Genomic DNA, 22,211 nt, shown 5'->3' on the forward strand with positions numbered 1-22,211 from the left:
ACTTTTTTAAAATTTTTTAAAAATATTTTTACAATTGTGTAATGTGTATTTATTTAGTACTATCTATAGTATATATATAAAGGAAGAAAAATTTCGCACCTAGCTTGCGCCTGGAACTCGTTCGCTTCTCGATAAACTTTTTAATTAAACTAAATATGTTTATTTAAAATTTCTAATTATTTCTCGGAGCAAAGTGATGGATGAGGCGAAGTGGAGTTTTTTGACAAGCGCAGTGTACAAATGTACTCGAGCATTGTCAACAAAACGAACGAGCTTCAGACGCAGTTTGAACGAGAAAGAATAGAAATTTTGCGCGAAAGTCCACTTCGTCCCAATCATCAAGCTATTTTGCAAAATTGATGCGAAGTATAAATTTTGACACGTTACTTATTTTAAAAAATTTGCTTATGATAGATTTTTTGATGAGATAAATAATGACTACACATTTTATCCGTGTAGTCTATTTATTATAAGAGAATTACTAGACTTAGATCTAATAATTAGAAAATTGATTTTCACGAGCGCAGCCTTCGGAGAAAACTGTTTTAATTTCGTAATTTGCAAAAAAATCAAGATGATTTTGCGTTGTACAGAATTTTTTGGAGTAAGGTGTGCAATCGCACTCCGCAGCGACAAAATAATTCGAAACTAGCAAAAGGGCTTGATTTAATGCAAATTTAGCGCAATGACGGCCGTTGAATCCATCTAGCTGAGCGTAGCGAACGAATATGGATTTTCAAGCGAACGAGCTTTTAGAAATTTCCAATTTGAGAAGCCTAAGTCACGAGTAATACACTTTTCGATGACTAAGACATCCTCCATAAACGCAGCAAGCGAGAGAATATGCTTTTCGATGTACAAGCTCAATTAAACTATAAATAATGACTACACATTTTATCTGTGTAGTCTTTTTTATACTCTGTCACCTTCACTCAATATACAAAAATTACATATTTGTAATACTTTTATTTATAATTACTCTTGCATTTTACAATTTTTATGTTATAATTATTCTTGTAGATAGGAGAGGCAATCTTTAATAAGGAGGTTTATTAAATGATTCTTTCATTTAATGTAATGCAAACGGTTGGCTTTGCTATCTTGGTTTTTTTGGTGGGGAAATTTATCAGAACGAAGGTTAAATTTTTCCAGACTTTTTGTGTCCCTGCACCTGTTATTGGCGGTTTTTTATTCGCTATCATTAGGTTTGTCTTAGCTCTTACGGGGCTATGTACTTTTGTTTTTGACAACACTCTTAAAGATCCTTTCATGATGGTCTTCTTCACATCTATCGGCGTTGGAGCCGATCTCGACACGCTTAAGAAGGGCGGCAAGGGTTTTGTTTATTTCTTACTTGTAGCAACGTTTTTAGTTATTTTTCAAGATGTCCTTGGCATTTTCATGTGCAAAGTTATAGGGGTAGATTCGCTGCTTGGCCTTATTTGCGGTTCGGTTACTATGGTTGGTGGTCACGGCTCTGCTGGCGCTTGGGGAAGCACTTTTGAGGAGCACGGCCTATTTAATGCGTCAACTTTCTGTATGGCGGCGGCAACTTTCGGTGTAATTATGGGCTCTGTTATAGGTGGACCTATCGGTTCTATGCTTATTAGAAAAAATCACTTGGCTAAGCCTACATACAATAACAGCTCTGAGAATAATGTTTTGGAGAGTCTCGAAAAGGTTAACGCTGGATCTAGCTATAAAGAGCTTGTTCCACTAAACGCCTTTGACTTTATCAAGGTATTAGGTCTCATCTTCGTATCTGTAGGTCTCGGTTCGATACTACAAGTTCTCATCAAAAACAATGTAAGCATACTTGGTAATCCATTGAGCCTACCTAGTTATGTAACAGCGATGATTCTTGCAGGCATCTTCGTCAACACCATCGGCAAGAAAGGCTCGAAGTTCGCTGTTGATGAAAGAGCCAACTCCATCTGCGGTGACGTCGGCTTAAACATTTTCTTGGTAATGGCTCTGATCGACATAAACCTTCTTGACTTAAAGGACGTTGCCGGCACTATGCTCGTAATTTTACTTGCGCAAACTGTGCTTATGGCTGTGTACGCGTACTTTATCAACTACTGGGTTATGGGTAAAAACTACGACGCGGCTGTTTTGTCCGGCGGCCTTTGCGGCTTCGGTATGGGTGCAACATACAACGGCATCGCCAACATGGACTCAATCACTGAAAGATTTGGCCCATCACCAAAGGCATACTTTGTCTTGCCAATGGTTGGAGCCTTCGCAATCGACATAATCAACTCGATTTCTATAACCGTATTTTTGAATATCGCGCAAAACTTTAGATAAAATAGTACCCTCTTTACTGGACAAACCAGTAAGGAGGGTACAAGTTTTTAGTGGGTTTCTTATTTTGCGAAATTTGCTCGGGGTAAATGGATTTGCGCTTTTCGTTAATTAAGAAATTTTGCTTATGATAGTAATTTTACTAAATATACAAAAATGGATATAGAAATTAATCTATATCCATTATTTTTTATATTTAAAATGCGCAAGCATTTTGAAGCGCAAGAAAATTTATGTGAATAAATTTTCTTTTTTTGCTATTTTATTCTTTTCTTTTGCAAAATACATATTACTTCTTTCTTAGATAAAAAGTGATGATTTCGAAATAGAAATTTTGTCAATTTTTTGTCTTTAATTTCTAGTTATTTTGCAGAGCAAAGTGATGGATGCGGAGAAGTGAATTTTTAATAATACTATACAAAGTCACTCAAACGCTTAGTTCGCAGAGAAGTTGAGATGATTGAAGAACCTCGACCATAAATGGCCGAGAACCTTTACGCTATGCGTTGTACAGAATTTTTTGGAACGAGGTGTGCAAATGCGCACTCCGCAGCGACAAAAAATTCGAAACTAGCAAAAGGGCTCAACTTAATGCGAAATAAGTTGAGCATTGCCAAAAAAGGAATGAGCCTTAGGTGCAAATTGAACAAGAAAGAACAGAAATTATTCGACCATGTCGGCTGCTTTATATGAGCTTCTTACAAACGGTCCCGCAGCTATCTTCTTAATTCCTATGCTCTTTGCGTAATCTTCATACTCGAAGAATTCATCTGGATGCACGTATCTCTTTACCTCATAATGTTTCAAACTTGGTCTTAAGTATTGTCCTATGGTAATATAATCGCAGCCTGCTTCGTAAAGCTCTTTGATTAAATCCAAAACTTCTTCTTTTGTCTCGCCTAGTCCTACCATAAATCCCGACTTTGTCTTAAGTCCTTTCTCTTTAGCGTATTTAATGACTTCGATGGATTCTTTGAAGTTTCCTTCTTTACGCACTTCTGGGAATAGTCTCTCTATGGTCTCGATATTGTGGTTTAGTATATCTGGCTTTTCGTCCATAACTATGTCAAGTAAGTCTTTTTTCGCGTGCATATCTGGTATCAAAACTTCGACTGTTGTTTCGGGATTTAATTTTCTAACCCATCTGATTACGTCTCTAAACTGCGATGCGCCTTCATCGGGAAGGTCATCTCTTGTAACTGAGGTAATAACTGCGTGCCTTAGTCCAAGTATCTTGACTGCTTTCGCCAAATTTTCTGGTTCATGCGGATCGACTTCTTCTGGCTTTTTCGTAGTGACGTTGCAATATCTGCAATTGCGGGTACAATTCTCGCCAAGTATCATGAATGTCGCTGTTCTCGATTTGTAGCACTCCATCTTGTTCGGGCAATTTGCCTCTTTACAAACGGTGTTTAGCTTCAGATCCTTTAGCATGTGCTCGATCTCGTCGTTGTTCTTGTCGCCTGTAACCTTTATTCTTAGCCAATCTGGCTTTCTTATATAATTTCTCTCTTGCATTTAATCACCTGATTTCGTTTTTAAAATATTTTCTGCAAGTTCATCTTTTGTGATGCCCTCGATGTATTCACTCATATCAATACCCGAGAGTGCCCCGATTAAATCATCTTTTTCTAATTTTACGCCCACAAAAATATTTTCCAAATCTTCTTTTGCTTTTTCGCCAAAATAGTCGCCGTCTATGCGGATGTCTTCTATTACATTATTTTTTTCTTTCAAATAGATATCCATCACGCAAGCGTCGTTCATAAATGAGTGCACTTTATCGAATTTGCCGTAGCGGCCGTATGTCCACTCATCGCACGCATATTTATTTTTTCTGATTTCTTCTACTTTTTCTAGCTCGTCTGCGCTCAAAACATAATTTTCATCTATATGATAATAGTTTTTGATATAATTTTTTAGCTCTTCTATAAACATGGCAATATCCATATTCATCATGGATTTAAGGCTTGTGATGCGGCTCTTTACGCTTGTTAATGACTTTTTCGCAAGTTTTAGCTTTGCTGGTGTAAGTAGTTTTCCTATGTCAATGGAGCTATCCTGATAAATGATGCTTCCGTGGTGTATCATGAGCTCTCTGTCTTTGTACTGTGCGTTGCCTGAAATTTTTCTGCCATCTACGATGATGTCGTTTCTGCCGGTGAATTCTGCTTTTACGCCTTTTTCGTTTAGATAATTTACAACTGGCTCGGTGAATTTCCTTAGTGAGTCTTCTTCTTTTTTCGTGATTATGGTGTACTGCACGATGTTTTTATCTGTATAGATGCAGCCGCCTCCTGATGGCCTTCTAACTAGCTTTGCGCCGATCTCTTTCATATAATCCCAGTTTACTTCTTTGTATGGATTTTGATTTCTGCCTAGCAAAACTGTGTTGTCATTTTGCCAAATCATGAACAGCTCTCTTTTTAAATTTTTGATTAAATACTCTTCGAGTGCGTGATTATACGCGCCATCTCGGGATTGGTTGTCTATGAATATCAATAAAAGTCCTCCCTTTTAGCATGTTTTTTGATCTCTTTAAGCGCTTTTTTCTCTATACGCGAAACGCTCATTTGTGATAGGCCTAGCTCGTTTGCTATCTCTAGCTGTGTTTTTTGCTCGAAGAATCTCTTTCTAACTATCTCTTTTTCGGTATTTGAAAGATTTTTCATCAAACTATCGAGCTGCTCTCTATCTTCAAAGTCTTTAAAGCTTTGGTCGTCGTCACCTATAATGTCTGAAAGTGCTGTCTTTTTGTCATCTGTACCTATCTCGTAATCAATCGACTGCGGTGTATAAACTTTGCCCGCATCCATCGCAAGCAAAACTTCGTCCGTGTCAATGCCTAAGAAATCCGCTATTTCCTTAACTGTAGGCACTTCACCATTGACCACTGATAAATGATGATAGGCATCTTTAACTTTTTTCGTATTCTCTTGAACGCGGCGTGGCACCTTGATTGTCCAGCCTTTGTCTCTGAAATATCTTTTGATCTCGCCTAGAATTGTAGGCGTAGCGAAGCTAGAGAACTTAAATCCGCGGCTTGGCTCGTATCTTTCGACTGCGAGTATCAGTCCAAGCGAGGCTATCTGAAAGATGTCGTCATAATCTATGCCCTTACCTATAAATTTCTTTGCGAGTATCTCGGCTATATATAGATTTTTTTCGATGAGTTTATCTCTCAGCGCCTGATCGTGCGTCTTTGCGTACTCTTCAAAAAGCTCTTGAATGTCGTCTTTCTTCTTCGCCTTTGTCATGGTCTTGTCCTTATGATCTCAATTCTATCGTCCTGTTTAAGCATGGCCTCTGATAAAGCATTTATGATGTCAAAGTTCATCTCGAAGGCCTCGTCCTCTGGATACTTATCTAGATAGATGGTGATGATCATCGACTTTTCTTTGAGTTTGATATCCATCTTTAGCCTGTCTTTGTTGATGGCGTGAGCAATAAGAGCCATCTCGCCAACGGCTACTTTTGTGTCTTCTATCTCGTCAAATTTGTAATTTTCCTCTGCCATGACCTTGCTGACAAGGAGCCTAAACATAGAAAGATAATTTTCCTGGTTTTCTATATCGAGTGTAAATATCATTCTTCGTCTCCTATGTTAAATAATTTATCTAAATCGGTAATTTTGAATACTTTTTTGATGTTTTTCTTTAGATTTTTCACTGTAATTTCTTTTTCTTCGTCTCTTGTTAATTTTAATAGACTTATAAAGCTACCAAGGCCTGTTGAGTCGATGTATTCAAGCTTTGAGCAGTCGACAACTATGTCCTTATCAAGGTCTTCGTAGATGTCGGCTAATTTTTCTTTGAATTTTTTGTTGTTATATATGTCTAGGTCGCCTATTAGCTCGATTAGGTAGTGATCTCCTTCATAGATTAAGTTTAAATCAAACATATAAACCTCCTATCATTCTAATATTCTATTCTTCAACTGAGGAGACAAACTTTGATGCGCTGGCAACTTTATCGTCCGCTTGCTTCATAAGTATAACTCCTTGTGTGTTTCTTCCTAATTCACTTATACTGTCACTGTCTATCCTGATAATAACGCCTTTAAGTGAGATAATCATGATCTCATCTTCTTCTTCCACAGATTTTGCAACAACTATAGGTCCTGTCTTTTGAGTGACTTTGTAGCAGATCATACCCTTACCATTTCTAGCTTGTACCTTAAATTCCTCAAAGGCTGTCTTCTTTCCGTAGCCGTGTTCAGTGATCATAAGTAGGGATGTGTCCTTTCTAGCGACTTCGATTGAGACTATGCTATCATCTTTATTTAGCTTCATCGCAATAACGCCCATCGCTGTTCTTGACATGGCTCTAGTAGTTTTTTCGTCGAAGATAAGTATCTTACCTTGTTTTGTAACGCAGGCAATCTTCTCATCGCCTGAAGTTCTTCTAACGCCTATAACCTTGTCATCGTCCTTAAGATTTATCGCCTTAAGTCCTCTCTTGCTGATGTTTTTGAACTCGTCAAGGCTAGTTCTCTTGTATATACCTTTTTCTGTAAGCATTGATAAGTAGCCGCCTTCCTCATCTTTCTTAAGTGGGATGATGGCTGAGATCTTCTCATCTTTTTCAAGCTGAACAAGGTTTACTATGGCAAGTCCTCTTGCTTGACGCGAACTTTCTGGTATCTCGTAGGCTTTTAGTGAATAAATTCTGCCCTTGTCTGTGAAGAAAAGTAAATCGTCATGTGTTGATACTACGTAGATGTCCTCAACGAAGTCCTCTTCACGTCTTTGCATGCCTTGAACGCCTCTACCGCCTCTCTTTTGCATCTTGTATGCGCCCTCTGGCATACGTTTGATGTAACCAAAGTGTGTTAGAGTGATTACAACGTCTTCATCCTCTATCATGTCTATGGTATCGATCTCGCCTGGGTCTGGCATGATTCTTGTTCTTCTTAAATCTTGGTACTTGTCTCTTATCTCTATAAGCTCATCTTTGATAATTCCGTAGATAAGTCTTTCTGAGCCAAGTATTTCCTTATATTGATTAATTAATTTTATTAGTTCAAGGTATTCTTCTTCAAGCTTGTCTCTTTCAAGTCCTGTTAATCTCTTAAGTCTCATCTCCAAGATGGCATTGGCTTGTATTTCAGATAGCTTAAATCTAGTCATCAGCTCATTAACAGCTGTTTTATCGTCTTTAGAACCTCTGATTACCTTGATTATTTCATCGATATGGTCAAGTGCAATACGAAGTCCCTCTACGATGTGCGCTCTAGCCTCTGCTTTTGCAAGGTCATAGCGTGTTCTGCGAGTGATGATCTCGTATTGGTGCATGATGTAGTACTCGATAAGTTCTTTTAGTGTAAGTACCTTTGGCTCGCCATTAACAAGTGCTAGATTGATTATACCGAAGGTATTTTGCATTTGTGTTAGCTTATATAAATTGTTTAGTACAATGTTTGCGCTTTGATCACGCTTTATGTCTATAACTACTCTTAAGCCATCTCTATCGGACTCGTCTCTGATGTCTGATATGCCTTCAATTTTCTTATCTCTAACAAGTTCGGCTATCTTTTGTATAAGTTTTGCTTTATTTACTTGATAAGGCAGCTCTCTAACTATGATCTTTTCTCTGCCCTTTTTCTCTTCTATCTCACAAAGTGCTCTTTGTAAAATACGGCCCCTGCCTGTGCTGTAGGCTTCTTTTATGCCGTCTTTACCCATAATAAGAGCGCCTGTAGGAAAGTCCGGTCCCTTGATGTACTTCATAAGTCCTAGGGCATCTATGTCCTTGTCTTCGATGTAGGCAATACAAGCGTCTATAACTTCTTTTAGATTATGTGGCGCCATGTTTGTTGCCATACCAACGGCTATACCTGATGAACCGTTGACAAGAAGGTTCGGGAAGCGTGATGGAAGCACAACTGGCTCCTTAGTTGTCTCGTCGAAGTTTAGCATGTAATCGACTGTGTCTTTGTTTATGTCACGAAGCATCTCCATTGCGATCTTTGTCATCTTTACTTCAGTGTAACGCATCGCAGCAGCGCCATCGCCATCGACTGAGCCGAAGTTACCGTGGCCATCAACTAGTAAATATCTTGTGTTGAAGTCTTGTGCAAGTCTAACCATAGCGTCGTAAACCGCTGTATCACCGTGTGGGTGGTACTTACCAAGTACGTCGCCGACTACTCTGGCGGATTTTCTGTACTGGCCTTGCGGTGTGATGCCAAGTTCGTTCATCGAGTAAAGTATCCTTCTGTGAACCGGTTTTAGACCGTCTCTTACGTCAGGAAGCGCTCTTGAAACGATAACGCTCATCGCATAGCTCAAGTAGCTATTCTTCATCTCGTGCTCGACATTGACGTCCTTAAATTGTTTATCTTTTAAAATTACTTCATCTGTCATCTTATTACCTCATTATATATCTAAGTTAGACGCGTATTTTGCGTTCTTTTCAATAAATTCTCTTCTCGGTTCTACCTTGTCACCCATTAGCATGGAGAATATCTCGTCGGCATTAACAGCGTCATCAACATTAACTCTTAATAAAATTCTGTGTTCTGGGTCCATGGTAGTCTCCCAAAGCTGTTCAGGGTTCATCTCACCAAGACCTTTGTAACGCTGAATAGTGTAGTTGTCTCTGCCTATCTCTTTTAATAGCGCTTCAAGCTCGTCATCGTCATATACGTAGTACTCTTTTCTGTTTTTGCTAACCATATATAGTGGTGGCTGAGCGATGTAGATGTGTCCATCGTCAACAAGCTCTCTCATGTGTCTAAAGAAGAATGTTAGTAAAAGTGTTCTGATGTGAGCGCCGTCGACGTCGGCATCGGTCATGATGATGATCTTGCCATATCTAAGCTTTTCTATGTTAAATTCTGTGTCAATACCTGTACCAAAGGCAGTTATCATCGCCTTTATCTCTTCATAAGCAAGTATCCTATCTAGTCTTGCCTTTTCTACGTTAAGAATTTTACCTCTTAAAGGAAGTATTGCTTGGAATTTTCTGTCTCTGCCTTGCTTAGCTGATCCGCCGGCTGAGTCCCCTTCGACTATGAATATCTCAGTCTCATGGTTGTCATTTGATTGGCAATCCGCCAATTTGCCCGGTAGAGTCGTGTTATCCAAGACACTTCTTTTACCTCTGGATAGGTCACGCGCCTTTCTAGCCGCTTCACGAGCCCTTTGCGCAGATATTGCCTTTTCTATAATCTTCTTTCCTTCTTGCGGATGAAGCTCGAAATAGTCAATAAGTTCTTGATAACATGTAGTATTTACAATACCTTGAACCTCGCTATTACCAAGCTTTGACTTAGTTTGTCCCTCAAATTGTGGCTCTTTAAGCTTAACCGAGACAATGGCTGTTAAACCCTCTCTCGCGTCATCGCCAGAAAGATTATCTTCTTTTTCCTTGATAATGTTGGCTTTTCTACCATAATCATTAAGCGCTCTTGTTAAAGCGTTTCTAAAACCTGTCAAATGGTAGCCGCCTTCTGTTGTGTGTATGTTATTTGCGAAGGTTAAAACGTTTTCCGAATAACCATCAGTATATTGCATTGCAATTTCTAGCTCGCAGTCCTCCATGGACTTATCGAAATAGATGATATCATCGCTGATGGCGTTTTTGCTGCGGTTGATGTACTCAACAAAGCTCTTGATACCGCCTTCGTAGTGAAATACTTCCTCTTGTGGCTCTTCTTCTCTCTCGTCTATTAAAGTAATTCTAACGCCTTTATTAAGGAAGGCAACTTCTCTAAACTTAGTTACTAGAACTTCTTTAGAAAATTCAGTTGTGTCAAAAATTTCAGAATCCGGCATGAATTGTATTGTTGTACCTGATTCTTTTGTGTCGCCAACTACTTGTATGTCGCCTTGTGCCTTACCTCTAGCAAAGTGTTGTTCATATATGTGGCCAGAGCGCTTTACAGTCGCTATCAGCCATTCGCTAAGAGCGTTAACGCATGAAACACCAACACCGTGAAGACCGCCTGATACCTTGTATGCGTCGTTGTTAAATTTACCGCCCGCATGCAAAACAGTCAGTACTGTCTCCAAAGTCGATTTGCCAGTCTTTGGATGGACTTCAACTGGTATACCCGAGCCGTTGTCCTCTATAGATATGCTTCCGTCCTTGTATATAACTACCTTGACAGTATCTGCTCTACCAGCCAAAACTTCGTCGATGGAGTTATCCATAACCTCCATGACGCAGTGGTGAAGTCCCTTTGTGCCAGTTGAACCGATATACATACCCGGTCTTTTTCTAACGGGTTCAAGTCCTTCAAGGACCTGAATACTACCCGCATTATAATTCTTATCTTCCATTTCTTCCTCCGTAAATCATTTCATTCGTTTCTAATTTTATAATTAAATAATCGTCGTCAATTAAATCTTTTATGTCATCCATGTCTTGAAGTGTGAATATTACTTGCATATCACCCACAGCATCAAGCAGATATTTCTTTCTTTTTTTGTCAAGCTCAGAAAAAACATCGTCCAAAAGAAGCGTTACATCCTTGTTAAAGCTTCTAATCATCTTAAGTTCAGCGATCTTCATAGATAGCATCGCAGTCCTTAGCTGACCTTGAGAGGCAAATTTTCTCGCCTCATTTTCATTTATACTTATGGCATAGTCGTCCCTGTGAGGGCCCAAGGCAGTCGATTTTCTATCGATATCCTTGTCAATATTGGCATTAAATGCCTCTTCGTAAGCCTTTTTAATATCCTTTTCTATGTCAATATTGCTCTTGTACTCGATATTTAGCTCATCTGTTCCGCTTAATTCCTTGTGTATATCCTTGCAAATGGTGTTGAAATTCTCAGTAAAAGTTTTTCTCTTTTCTACCAGAGCCGCACCAAGCGTGATAAGCTGCGTATCGTAGGACTTTAGTATAGCCTTTAAAGAATTTTTATCCTTGTACATTTTTAAAGCCTTATTTCTATTCATAAGGACTTTATTGTAGCTCAAGAGTTCATCGCGATACGATGGCGAAAGCCTCGTCAAGATGCTGTCGATGTACTTTCTGCGAAGTCCTGGAGCGCCTTTTAGTATATTTAAATCAAAAGGCTCAAAAAGAACCGCTTCAAACCTTTGATTGTACTCCTTTGCATTCTTGATCATCTTGTCATTTTGCTTAACGAGCTTGCCCTTGGGCTCAATAGTAATCTCGATTCTATTTAAAATATCATTTGCCAGATACTCAAAAGATGCATAGCTCGACGCATTTCCAAACTTTATAAGCTCCGCATTTCGCTCAGTTCTGAAACTCTTCAAAAAGCTGAGCATGTATATCGCCTCAATCACATTCGATTTGCCCTTTGCATTGTTAGCCAAAATTATGTTCTTTTTAGGATGAAACTTTAAGTACAATTTCGAGAAACTTCTGTAATTTACAAGCTTTAAACTCTTTAACATATCTCGATACTTTCGTCAAATACTGTGACCACGTCACCTACTCTGATCTTTTTTCCTCTGCGCGTTTCGACCTCGCCATTGACCTTAACCAAGCCATCTTGGATAATATTTTTCGCCATGGCGCCGCTATCAACAATTGCGCAAACCTTCAAAACATTTTGCAACTGAATATATTCATCTTCTAGCTTAAACTTCATAATTCTCACCTATTCTCATCTATAATTATAAATACTAAATTATGCTTGCATTTTTACAGGTAAAACAAGGTAGCGATACTCCTCGCCCTCGTAAATCTTCATAGGCCTGATGCTTTCAGATAGCTTAAGTGTAAGCTTATCCGCGCTCATCGCCTTTAGACCTTCAAGCACATAGCGGCCGTTAAAGCCAATCTTGATATCGTCACCAGTTTTTTCCACCATGATGTCGTCAGTCGCGCTGCCGATTTCGTTCGATGCAGCGATGTTTAAATTATTGTCCTTAAAATCCATGACAATAAGACTGATTCTGTCCTCAAAACCGATTAAAGAAACTCTTTCGATGGCATTGATAAGATCCATCCTATTTATCTCAACAGTAGTGTAATCCTCACTTGCAAATACTTCTTCGTAGTTGAAAAAGTCGCCTTCAATAAGCCTTGTATATAGTAGTGCTCTGTCTATTTTAAAGACAGCCTTGTCTCTTGCGTAAGTTATTTCCACGATATCGTCAGTATCGTCAAGCATCTTTTGAATTTCAGCTAAAGTTCTGTAAGGAACGATAAATGAGCTATTCTCCTTGACATCTACATTAAATTTTAAGGAGCTAATCCTGTAACCATCGAGACTTGCCGCGCTCAATACGCCATCTTCAAATTTAAAATAAACACCGCAAAGCGTTGGTCTCGCTTGGTCTTGACTAGTTGAGAATAATGTTTTCTTGATAATTTTATTTAGCTCTTTCATAGTTAATTTCACAGACTTGTCCAAACTGTAGTGCGTGTCAATCTCTGGATAATCGTCGTGAGGCATGCTCTTTAGCTCGAATTTCGAGAATTTGGCCTTGATCTCAACGTCGTCACCGTTCGATGTAAAGCTGATATCGCCAGATGGCACCTTTCTAACAATGTCAGAAAGAAGCTTGTTAGAAAAGCAGCAAGTACCGTCTTCGACTACTGTGCATGGACACTCACTTATGATAGTTAATTCAGTGTCAGTCGAAACTAGTCTAATTCTTTCATTTGCTGCAGTAATTTTAATCGCTTCAAGAATTTCAAGAGGACTTCTTTGAGAGATAGCCCTTTGAGCGATTGTGATATGTTTTAAAAATTGGTCTTTGTCAATAATAAACTTCATCTAATCACCTCAATATTCACTTTCTTGTTCGTGCTTAGCACCAAGGTTCTCGTCCATTTGTGGACGAGGTTCTTCAAATGTGTTCTTTAACTCGTTTCAAATTTTTCGTCGTTGCGACATATTTTTATACGACTCACTCCAAAAAATTATCAACTTCGTTAAATTTACGCATTTTTCCTACGAAATTAAATATTAATACTTATTTTGATACTATCAAATAATTCCGTAGTAGTTATATTTCTTTTTCCCTTCAATTAATATATACTAAATGATCAAAATTTTTCCACATTAATATATTTTTTCCATTCTATATATATATTATATTTTGATTTATTAAAATTTTATTTTTTCTTCTTTATATATTAGAAAATTTATTCACTTAAATTTTATTTATAAAAGCTTTTTATTCAATAAACATTTTTTCTTAGAGCTATTTTTTACAAAACCCATTTTTCTATAACAATAATATTAATAAAGAGTAATAGTAGTAGGTCCTGTATAATTGTGGATAAGTTAATCAAATTTGCATTTATCATCAATATTTATCCACAGGTCTTCTGAATAAAATGTTCATATAAAAGGACTTATCCACAGATGATTTTTTCCAAAGCCTCAACTGCGTCCCTCATACCCTGCTTAGTTTTCTTTTCCTTCAATATTTTTTCATAAGCATATATCACAGTAGAGTGATCGCGTCCGCCAAAAGCTTCCCCAATCTTTGGATAAGATAAATCAGTATTTACACGTGCAAAATACATCGCTATCTGCCTTGGAATTGCTATATCAGAGTTCTTTCTCTTAGAATTTATATCATCAACAGTGATGTTAAAATATTTAGCAACCGCATCCTTAATCGAGTCGATGGTGATCTCTTTTTCTTCACTTTGACTCATAAAATCAAGAGCGTCCTTCGCCAAATCTACACTGATATCAAGCTTTCTGCCGTCCTCCTGTTCAGAAGCAGCCTTAACAGCAAGAAGAGCGCCCTCAAGCTGACGAATGTTCTGTTTAGCACGTTTTGCAATATATTCAAGCACATCATCAGAGACATTTAAGTGTTCCTCATCCGCCTTCGCCCTCAAAATCGCGATACGCGTCTCAAGAGGCGGCTGCTTAACCTCAATAGTCAAACCACTCTCAAATCGGCTGATAATCCTATCTTGAATATTTTTAATATCACTAGGAGACCTATCCGATGCGATAATTATCTGCTTATTCATAGTGTATAGCGCGTTAAAAGTGTGGAAAAACTCCTCTTGCGTTTGATCCTTGTACGACAAAAACTGAATATCGTCAATAATCAAGCAGTCCAAAGAGCGATACTTTTCCTTAAATTCGCGCATAGTTTTGTTCTGTAAAGAGGCAATAAGCTCATTCGTGAAGTCTTCACTCGTAATATATAAAAGCCTAAAATCCTTATGATCCTTTAGCATCTTATTGCCTATTGCATTGATAAGATGAGTCTTTCCTAGACCAGTTTTACCAAAAAGGAAAAAAGGATTGTATAAAAGACCAGGATTTTCCGCTATTCTCTTAGAATTTTCAAAAACATAAAGGTTCGCATCGCCTGGAATAAACCTGTTAAACGTGAAATATGGATTCAAATTCGGAATTATATCCCCAGTTTTTTGCGATGTTTCCTCAACACTTTGCTTATAATCGTATCCTTGAGAAGGCTCAAAAACCTTGACATCACTCACACCTACATTCATCGATACAAGCCTGCGTTTAATAATGTCCTTGTAATTGAACTCAACTATACTCTTTATGAAAATATTTGGAGCCAAAAGTACCAAAACACCATCTTCAAGAGCAAGCGGTTCCAAAACACTAATCCACAGATCTATGTTATTTAGAGCAATGTCCTCCTTAAGCGCCTCCAAGCACGTTGCAAATAGAGACTTTGCGTTGTTCATATTTCTTACCTCCGTCCAATGTGGATAATTTATCCACAGGAATCTGTCTGTATATGTATTTTTACTAAAAACCCATTGTGCATAAAAAAATATATGTTTTCTGTGGATAAGTTTTATTTTTATACACATTTCCACAGGATATCCACAGATTATTAACAAGATACATGATAATATCTTCGCTATTTTCTATGTCTTTTATATTATATCAACAAATAAAAAAATTATCAACATTTATTTTTTTTAATTGTGAATAAGTTGTGAATGGATTTGCCACGATAATGGTTTTGCGCTTCTACTCATTTCTCAAAAGTCGTTTTGCACGTAGATCGATTTTTATAGTTCTGTTTTACACTTAGATTGATATTTCTATTAATCATTTGACGCGTGTTTGTTAAAATAGATTCATTTTATAATAATTTTTTCTTAGCACTAGCAAAATCATTTTCAAAAGCAAAATTTCTATCTCAAGTAAAATTACTTACAAAAGCTCCTTGGAAGATACTCCAAAATGCTTATGAATTTTTATTTTGTCATATCTTTCAAGGCTAATAATAAAATAATACCTCTTAGGATGAAAAAAAATAATTGTAGTAAAATAAATATTTAGATCAACATAAGAAAAGTGATTTATTATAAATGGTTTTTATTTTAGATCAATATTTTGTATTCACTATCTATTAAAAGAAAAGTGTAATTGACGAAGTGACGCATCTGAGCAAATTGCAATTAGTGAGAAAAGTGATTTTCACGAGCGCAGCCTTCGGAATAAATTGCATTAATTTCTTAACGAAGATGTCTGCCCGCGAATCCATCTAGCTGAGCGAAGCGAACGGATATGGATTCGCAAGACATCGAGTTTAGAAATTAACAATTTATGTAGACGTAGCAAGCGAAGGAAAACACTTTTCGATGTGCAATACACTTTTCGAGAATTAATCGCAAAACTAAATCACTTTTCTATATAAGAAGAAAACCATTAGCAATTTGCCAGACATTGTCTGGCATTTTTAATTTAAGTAAAATTAAATAAAAAGACCTACCCCACTATTATCCCCGCTAAACTATAATCCACGATAAAATTTCTTGAACAATTGTCGGGTTTGTGGTATAATTAAGAAAAACAATTGTCGGGTTTGCAGAAAAAGTGCGAAAAAGAATTGTCGGGTTTGTGGTAAAAACGCCAAAAAGAATTGTCGGGTTTGAGGTGAAACTATGTTTAAAAGAAAAATTTATGCTAAGATGCTTGAGTGGAAAATAAGGTCCAAAGGCAGCACTGCTCTACTTATTGAGGGTGCAAGACGTATCGGTAAATCAACTATAGTAGAAGAATTTGCAAAGAATGAATATGAAAGCTATATTCTTATAGATTTTTCACGAGCTGGTAAAGACTTGAAAAGTTTATTTGATGACTTAAGTAGTACTGATTATCTATTCATGCAGCTGCAACTATTGTTCAATACTAAGCTTTTTGAGAGAAATTCTTTGATTATATTTGACGAAGTGCAATTTTGTCCAAAGGCTAGGCAAGCTATAAAACTCTTGGTTGAAGACGGTAAATACGACTACATCGAGACGGGCTCGCTTATATCAATCAGAAAGAATGTTGAGAATATTTTAATACCGAGCGAGGAAGAAAAATTAAGCATGTATCCTATGGACTTTGAAGAATTTCTTTGGGCTACAGGCGATACAGCTAGTAATGACATTTTAAGAGAGTGCTTTTTGAATGGAACTAGTCTAGGTGAAGCTGCAAGCCGCAAGATGCTTTTAAAATTTAGGCTTTATATGCTAGTTGGAGGTATGCCTCAAGCTGTTCTTAAGTATATTGAAAGCAATAATCTTGAAGAAGTTGATATGGTGAAGAGAAATATAATCACCTTGTACCTAGACGATTTTTATAAACTTGACGGCAGGGGTTTTACATCTGATCTATACAAAAACATCCCTTCAGAATTATCAAGGCACACAAGCTCATATAAAATTTCATCTGTCTTAAAAAATGAAAGACCAAGCACGGTTCAAGACGAGATTAGAGAGCTTATCGAGTCAAAAACAGTACTCGCCTCATACAATAGCACCGATCCAAGCGCATCGCTTGCCTTGACTAAAGACATAAACAAGTTCAAACTTTATCTTTCAGACACTGGCCTTTTTGTTACGCTAATGTTTATGGATAAGCCATTTACAAAGAATGAAATATATAAAAAATTGCTATCTAATAAATCAGAGGTTAATCTTGGCATGCTCTATGAAAATGCAGTTGCGACGTCGCTTAAGTCTCTAGGCTACGAGCTTTACTTCAATACTTGCTACGACGAAGATATTAAAAAGACTTATGAACTAGACTTTCTTATCTCAAGTGGCAATAAAATCTACCCTATAGAAGTGAAGTCATCAGGCTACAAGGCGCATAAATCCTTGGATGTATTTATAGATAAATATAGGTCAAGGATAGGAAAAAGTTTTGTTATATACACAAAAGATTATCTTAAAGAGGGAGATATAGAGTATTTGCCGGTGTATTATACTCAGTTTTTGGATGAAATATAAAATTTGCATTGAAAATTTCTTTTTATATAGAAAAGTGATTAAAATTGCAATTGCTAACGAAAAGCGTTAAGTCCATGCACCAAGAGAACGAGTGTTAGCGATGTTCGATTGGCTATGCATGCCTTATGCCAGAGTTTACAAAGAGACGGAGCATAGCGAACGTCGATTTGATTAAACTTACGGCTTTTCATAGCTCGCTACGTCTACGAAAACTGATAATTTCTAAGCTTACTCACCTGTGGTCTCATATTCGTTTCACTAGATGAGCCCACGGGCGGTTCGTTTCGCTAAGAAATTAGGGCAGTTTTCTCCGAAGGCTTCGCTCTGTAAAAGCACTTTTCTTTTATTTAATTGTGAAAAGAAAATTTTGATCTTAAATGTACATAGAAAATAAAAATCACTTTTCTAAATTTGCTCGATGTAAAAATTTTAAGTGTAATCAATATTTTGATCATACTAAGCGGAAAATTTTATAAAGTTACTCGATCAACTAAAAGCGCCCTACCATAATCCCCTTTAAAATCATCTTGCACCACGTCCCATACTGTGTTATAATAAAGTTATAATCAAGGGAGGTTTATCATGAACAAGAAAATTACTTTTTTTGAGTACACCATACTCAAGCTGATCGTTGCGGGACTATTCTTGCTATTGTATTTTAATCCGGGTGTTTTTTGCCTTGAAGAAAATGTCATGCCTGATGCTGTTATTTACTGCAAGGCTGCGTCTTTAATATTTTCAATTCTAACTATTTCTCAAATTTTCGACGCAATTTATAAAGCATCATTAAAGAATTAGTTTACATAGAAGTCTTTTTTAAGGCTTCTTTTTTTTATAAAATGGCTCTGCCATACGCATAATTTATCTATTATATTAATATTTTCAAAATTTTCTCTTGACAAAGCGCATCTAATTAATTATAATTACTATAGGAGTTTATGTACTATAGGAGGTGTATATAAATGAAGAGAACTTATCAACCTAAGAAAAGACAAAGAAAAGTTGAACATGGTTTTAGAAAAAGAATGGCAACTAAGTCTGGTAGAAATGTCTTAAGAAGAAGAAGATTAAAAGGAAGAAAGAAATTATCTGCATAATTAGCTATGCAAAGATATTTGAGTTTAAGAAAGAAAGTAGATATTAACAGGGTTTTCTTGTCTAAAAAGAAGGCCTTTAACGAGTCGTTTACAATATATTACCGCAATAACAATCTAGATCACCCTAGGTTTTGTTTTGCTATAAGTAAAAAGTACGGCAAGGCGAATAAGAGGAATTTATTAAAAAGAAGGCTAAAGGCGATTATCGAAGCTAATCAAAATGATTTTGAAAAGTCTTATGACATCGTTATTTCGGTTAAACCCTCTGTTTGTGACTACGATTTCTACAAGATTAGAAAAAGATTTCTTTCTTTGTTAAGAAAAATAAATGTTTTAAAGGATAAAGCTTATGAGTAGGATTATGGTTTTATTGGTGAAATTTTACCGCTTTGTGGCACATAAGATTTTTCACAAGAGGCCCAGCTGTATTTTCACTCCAACTTGCTCTGAGTATGCGATGGAAGCTTTTGAAAAATATGGTTTTTTCAAAGGCTTGTATTTGTCTGTAAAAAGGGTTTTAAGATGCAATCCATGGTCGAAGGGCGGCTATGACCCGCTTGTATAGTTTTCCTTTAGGCTTTATTTATCGTTAGGAGGATTTATATGTTAGGTAAAATTTTAGGTTACCTTTTTAATTTCATATATGATCAGCTTGCTAGCATGGGCGCGGAGCCTGCAAACTTCTCGTTTTTAGCGATGACTATCATAATCTCGACTGTTGTCGTGAAATTATTGGTTCTACCCTTACAAATTTCTTCTACTAAGAAGATGAAGAAGACTGCGGATTTGCAGCCTAAGGTTAAGGAGATTCAAGAGAAATATGGATATGATCAACAGATCGCTTCTCAAAAGGTTATGGAGCTTTACAGAAAAGAGGGCGCGTCAATAACTGGCGGTTGTCTTCCACTACTTGTTCAGTTCCCTATCTTGATTGCGTTCTTCCAAGTGTGCCAAAATCCTGCTGTTAACGCGTTTGGCGAAGCAAAGTATGCTGCGATGCAAAAGACTTTCTTCTGGATCAAGGATTTATCTTTAGTTGATCCGTATTGGTACGGTCTTCCACTAATTGCAACGCTTGTAACTCTGTTAATGAGTGTGACTACTCCAAAGGTCGGCATGACTGACCAGCAGCAAGCGAAGTCCATGAACATAATGCAGTATTTTATGCCACTAATGACATTTTTCTTTACAATTAAATATCCTGCTGGCCTAGCTTTATACTGGGCTGTGTCAAGCCTATTTGCTGCAATTCAACAATTTGTACAAAATAGGATCATTAAGAAAGAGGAGGTAATTGTAAGTGAAAAGTAGATTTGAAGCAAAGACTGTTGAAGACGCTATAAAGAAGGCTGAAACTCAGCTTGGTATGAGTAGAGAGCATTTCACTGTTGATGTTATAAATGAGGATACTAAGGGCTTTTTAGGTATCGGCGCAAAGGACGCTGTGATTGAGGTTATTTACGAAGAAGTGAGTGAATCTCACTGCGGATGCCATGACCATGAACATGGAGATGGACATGAGCATGAACATGGACATGACCACTACCATAATCATGAAGAAGATGAAAATCATGAGCACCATGAAGATAATCATGTGAGTGCTGATGAAGAGCACATAAAGATATTAAAAAATTTCTTGGACGAGTTCTTAAGACTATTTGAGGTAAAGGCTTCGTACAAGATTAATGAGTCTGACGAGATGATAAGCGTTTTTATCGATGGCGAAACATCTGATGATACATCGAAACTTATCGGCAAAAAGGGTTCTGTACTGGACTCTATGAACACGATAGCGCAAATCCAGCTAAACAAGAGTTTGACTGAGTTTAAGAGGCTTTACATCGACATCGGAGATTACAGAAAAAAAAGACAAGAAAAAGTTAGAGAGCTTGCTATACAAGGTTGTGAAAGGGCTAGAAAGTATGGTACTAAGGTTTCATTAGAGTACATGACTAGCTATGACAGACGTATCGTTCACGAAACCTTAGCAGGTATTGAAGGCGTAAAAACATTTTCTGAGGGCAACGAGCCTCACAGAAGAGTTTGTATCATAGCGAAGTAATTAGGAGGCTTATATAGCCTCTTTTTTATTTATCTTAATGACAATGTTTATGTGAATGGATTTGCCACGATGAATAAAAAAGAAAATTTACTTTGATAAATTTTCTTGCTATTTTAAATAATGATATTTAAAATCTATATTAAAAAATACATAGCGTGTACGCATCACGCACTAATATGATAAAAGAAGACAAAAAGAATAAAAAAGGAGAAGAAATGAGAACGATTTGTGCAATATCAACTGCTATGCAGCCGGGCGCCATTGCCATCATCAGGATGAGCGGGTCGGGTAGTTTTGCTATTGCGAATAAAATTTTTCGCTCGGCAAGCGGCAAAGATGATTTTAAAAATAAATACATGTATTTCGGCAGGATCTACGACGGGGACGAATTCGTGGACGAAGTTCTAATCACGTTTATGAAGGCGCCAAATACCTACACTACAGAGGATATGGTCGAAATTTATTCGCACGGTAGTGTAATTAGTCAAAGAAGGATACTTAATCTCTTACTAAAAAATGGCGCAGAACTTGCTGAGCGCGGCGAATTTACGAAGAAGGCCTTTATTGGCGGCAGAATCGATATCACACAGGCTGAGGCTGTCGCTGATATGATCAACGCCAAGACCGACATGAGCTATAATTTGTCTTTAAAAGCTTTTGATGGCTCAGTTCGTGACTTTATTAATGGCCTTGCAGATAGCCTTAAGATGCTCATTGCAAACATCGAGGTCGCTATCGATTATCCAGAAGAAGACATAGAGGAAATTAGCTATGAGCGCATCACTAATACCTTGGAAAGCGTTAAAAATAGCTTAGCAGAGCACATCAAGCGTGCATCTACATCGACTCTAATTAAGGACGGCATCAAAACGTCCATAGTCGGCGTGCCAAACGTAGGTAAATCCTCGCTTCTAAACACATTTACCCGCGAAGAAACTGCCATAGTCTCAAATATCGAGGGCACTACACGTGACATGATCACCGAGTACATCGACCTTGAGGGCATCAGCCTTAAACTTATGGATACGGCTGGCATTCGTGAGGCATCGGACGAAATTGAGCGCATGGGTGTCGCCATATCGAAGAAGGCAATCAAGGACGCAGACTTAGTTCTAGCAGTTTTTGATTACTCAAAGCCTATGACAGACGGCGATAAAGAGATCATTGACATGGTTCAAGGAAAAAAACACATATATATATTAAATAAGGTAGACGAAGGCGAGAACGGCGAGTATCTAGACCATTTCGAGCAAAATGCAAAATACATTTTAACGAGCCTAAAGACTGGCGAAGGCTTCGAAGCGCTTAAGGACATGATTAAAGAAATGTTCTTAGGTGGCGAAATTACTCAAGATGACCTAGTTTACGCCAATATCAGAGAGATGGATCTCTTAAATAAGGCGCACTCAGCCATAAGCGAGGCATTAAATGATGCTGAGCACAAACAAGTCTACGATCTACTCATAGTCAACATCAGAGGCGCGCTCGATAGCCTTCTTGAAATACTTGGCGAGAAGCTCGACAGCGAGATACTTGATAAGATTTTTCAAAACTTTTGCATCGGCAAATAGACT

General features: G+C 37.4%; 20 protein-coding genes. 9 read left to right on the plus strand and 11 right to left on the minus strand.

The annotated features are described in order from the left end of the window. Positions 1-1,056: 1,056 nt before the first annotated feature. A complete protein-coding gene (gltS, locus tag BN30_RS07965; RefSeq protein ID WP_019214982.1) occupies positions 1,057-2,310 on the plus strand; it encodes a sodium/glutamate symporter in 1,254 nt (417 codons plus the stop codon). 660 nt (positions 2,311-2,970) lie between these two features. Here the strand turns inward: gltS and lipA are convergent. The 11 genes from lipA to dnaA all read right to left on the minus strand — a co-directional run bounded on the left by lipA (position 2,971) and on the right by dnaA (position 14,928). Beyond that, on the minus strand, positions 2,971-3,825 hold the full coding sequence (lipA, locus tag BN30_RS07970) for a lipoyl synthase (protein ID WP_019214983.1): 855 nt from the start codon (positions 3,823-3,825) through the stop codon (positions 2,971-2,973). Continuing rightward, positions 3,826-4,809 (minus strand): lipoate--protein ligase, encoded by a 984-nt coding sequence (gene lplA / locus BN30_RS07975; protein WP_019214984.1) that lies wholly within the window; start codon positions 4,807-4,809, stop codon positions 3,826-3,828. Beyond that, positions 4,806-5,564 carry a SigB/SigF/SigG family RNA polymerase sigma factor gene (locus tag BN30_RS07980; protein WP_019214985.1) on the minus strand — a complete coding sequence of 253 codons (759 nt, stop codon included), beginning with the start codon at positions 5,562-5,564 and terminating at the stop codon, positions 4,806-4,808. The genes lplA and BN30_RS07980 overlap by 4 nt, the downstream gene beginning before the upstream one ends. Further along, positions 5,561-5,896 (minus strand): hypothetical protein, encoded by a 336-nt coding sequence (locus BN30_RS07985; RefSeq protein ID WP_019214986.1) that lies wholly within the window; start codon positions 5,894-5,896, stop codon positions 5,561-5,563. Before BN30_RS07985 ends, BN30_RS07980 begins: the two co-directional genes overlap by 4 nt. Then, the gene (locus BN30_RS07990) at positions 5,893-6,207 is read right to left on the minus strand and encodes an STAS domain-containing protein (RefSeq protein ID WP_019214987.1); all 315 of its coding nucleotides are present in this window, start codon (positions 6,205-6,207) and stop codon (positions 5,893-5,895) included. The genes BN30_RS07985 and BN30_RS07990 overlap by 4 nt, the downstream gene beginning before the upstream one ends. 25 nt (positions 6,208-6,232) lie before the next feature. Next, positions 6,233-8,671, minus strand: coding sequence for a DNA gyrase subunit A (gene gyrA, locus BN30_RS07995; protein ID WP_019214988.1), 2,439 nt, complete (start codon positions 8,669-8,671; stop codon positions 6,233-6,235). 12 nt (positions 8,672-8,683) lie between these two features. Next, positions 8,684-10,591, minus strand: coding sequence for a DNA topoisomerase (ATP-hydrolyzing) subunit B (gyrB, locus tag BN30_RS08000; RefSeq protein ID WP_019214989.1), 1,908 nt, complete (start codon positions 10,589-10,591; stop codon positions 8,684-8,686). Beyond that, complete coding sequence (gene recF / locus BN30_RS08005) at positions 10,581-11,681, minus strand: DNA replication/repair protein RecF (protein WP_019214990.1); 1,101 nt, start codon at positions 11,679-11,681, stop codon at positions 10,581-10,583. The genes gyrB and recF overlap by 11 nt, the downstream gene beginning before the upstream one ends. Further along, a complete protein-coding gene (locus BN30_RS08010; protein ID WP_019214991.1) occupies positions 11,675-11,878 on the minus strand; it encodes an RNA-binding S4 domain-containing protein in 204 nt (67 codons plus the stop codon). Before BN30_RS08010 ends, recF begins: the two co-directional genes overlap by 7 nt. A gap of 39 nt (positions 11,879-11,917) precedes the next feature. Then, the gene (gene dnaN, locus BN30_RS08015; protein ID WP_019214992.1) at positions 11,918-13,012 is read right to left on the minus strand and encodes a DNA polymerase III subunit beta; all 1,095 of its coding nucleotides are present in this window, start codon (positions 13,010-13,012) and stop codon (positions 11,918-11,920) included. Positions 13,013-13,596: 584 nt separating this feature from the next. Next, entirely contained in the window at positions 13,597-14,928 is a 1,332-nt protein-coding gene (gene dnaA, locus BN30_RS08020) for a chromosomal replication initiator protein DnaA (protein WP_019214993.1), read from the minus strand. A gap of 1,212 nt (positions 14,929-16,140) precedes the next feature. Here dnaA and BN30_RS08025 point away from each other — a divergent pair. From BN30_RS08025 to mnmE, 8 genes are all read left to right on the plus strand, one after another. Then, positions 16,141-17,478, plus strand: coding sequence for an ATP-binding protein (locus tag BN30_RS08025; RefSeq protein WP_019214994.1), 1,338 nt, complete (start codon positions 16,141-16,143; stop codon positions 17,476-17,478). Between the two features lie 582 nt (positions 17,479-18,060). Then, complete coding sequence (locus BN30_RS08030; protein ID WP_019214995.1) at positions 18,061-18,276, plus strand: hypothetical protein; 216 nt, start codon at positions 18,061-18,063, stop codon at positions 18,274-18,276. A gap of 164 nt (positions 18,277-18,440) precedes the next feature. After that, positions 18,441-18,575 carry a 50S ribosomal protein L34 gene (rpmH, locus tag BN30_RS08035; protein ID WP_019214996.1) on the plus strand — a complete coding sequence of 45 codons (135 nt, stop codon included), beginning with the start codon at positions 18,441-18,443 and terminating at the stop codon, positions 18,573-18,575. A 6-nt stretch (positions 18,576-18,581) separates the two neighbouring features. Then, a complete protein-coding gene (gene rnpA, locus BN30_RS08040; protein ID WP_019214997.1) occupies positions 18,582-18,932 on the plus strand; it encodes a ribonuclease P protein component in 351 nt (116 codons plus the stop codon). Beyond that, the gene (yidD, locus tag BN30_RS08045; protein ID WP_019214998.1) at positions 18,925-19,140 is read left to right on the plus strand and encodes a membrane protein insertion efficiency factor YidD; all 216 of its coding nucleotides are present in this window, start codon (positions 18,925-18,927) and stop codon (positions 19,138-19,140) included. The genes rnpA and yidD overlap by 8 nt, the downstream gene beginning before the upstream one ends. A 38-nt stretch (positions 19,141-19,178) precedes the next feature. Then, positions 19,179-19,886 carry a YidC/Oxa1 family membrane protein insertase gene (locus BN30_RS08050; RefSeq protein WP_019214999.1) on the plus strand — a complete coding sequence of 236 codons (708 nt, stop codon included), beginning with the start codon at positions 19,179-19,181 and terminating at the stop codon, positions 19,884-19,886. Then, a complete protein-coding gene (jag, locus tag BN30_RS08055; RefSeq protein WP_019215000.1) occupies positions 19,876-20,637 on the plus strand; it encodes an RNA-binding cell elongation regulator Jag/EloR in 762 nt (253 codons plus the stop codon). Before BN30_RS08050 ends, jag begins: the two co-directional genes overlap by 11 nt. A 215-nt stretch (positions 20,638-20,852) precedes the next feature. After that, the gene (gene mnmE / locus BN30_RS08060; protein ID WP_019215001.1) at positions 20,853-22,208 is read left to right on the plus strand and encodes a tRNA uridine-5-carboxymethylaminomethyl(34) synthesis GTPase MnmE; all 1,356 of its coding nucleotides are present in this window, start codon (positions 20,853-20,855) and stop codon (positions 22,206-22,208) included. Positions 22,209-22,211 lie beyond the last annotated feature (3 nt).

This window comes from Fenollaria massiliensis, from assembly GCF_000312505.2.
Lineage (GTDB): Bacteria > Bacillota > Clostridia > Tissierellales > Peptoniphilaceae > Fenollaria > Fenollaria massiliensis.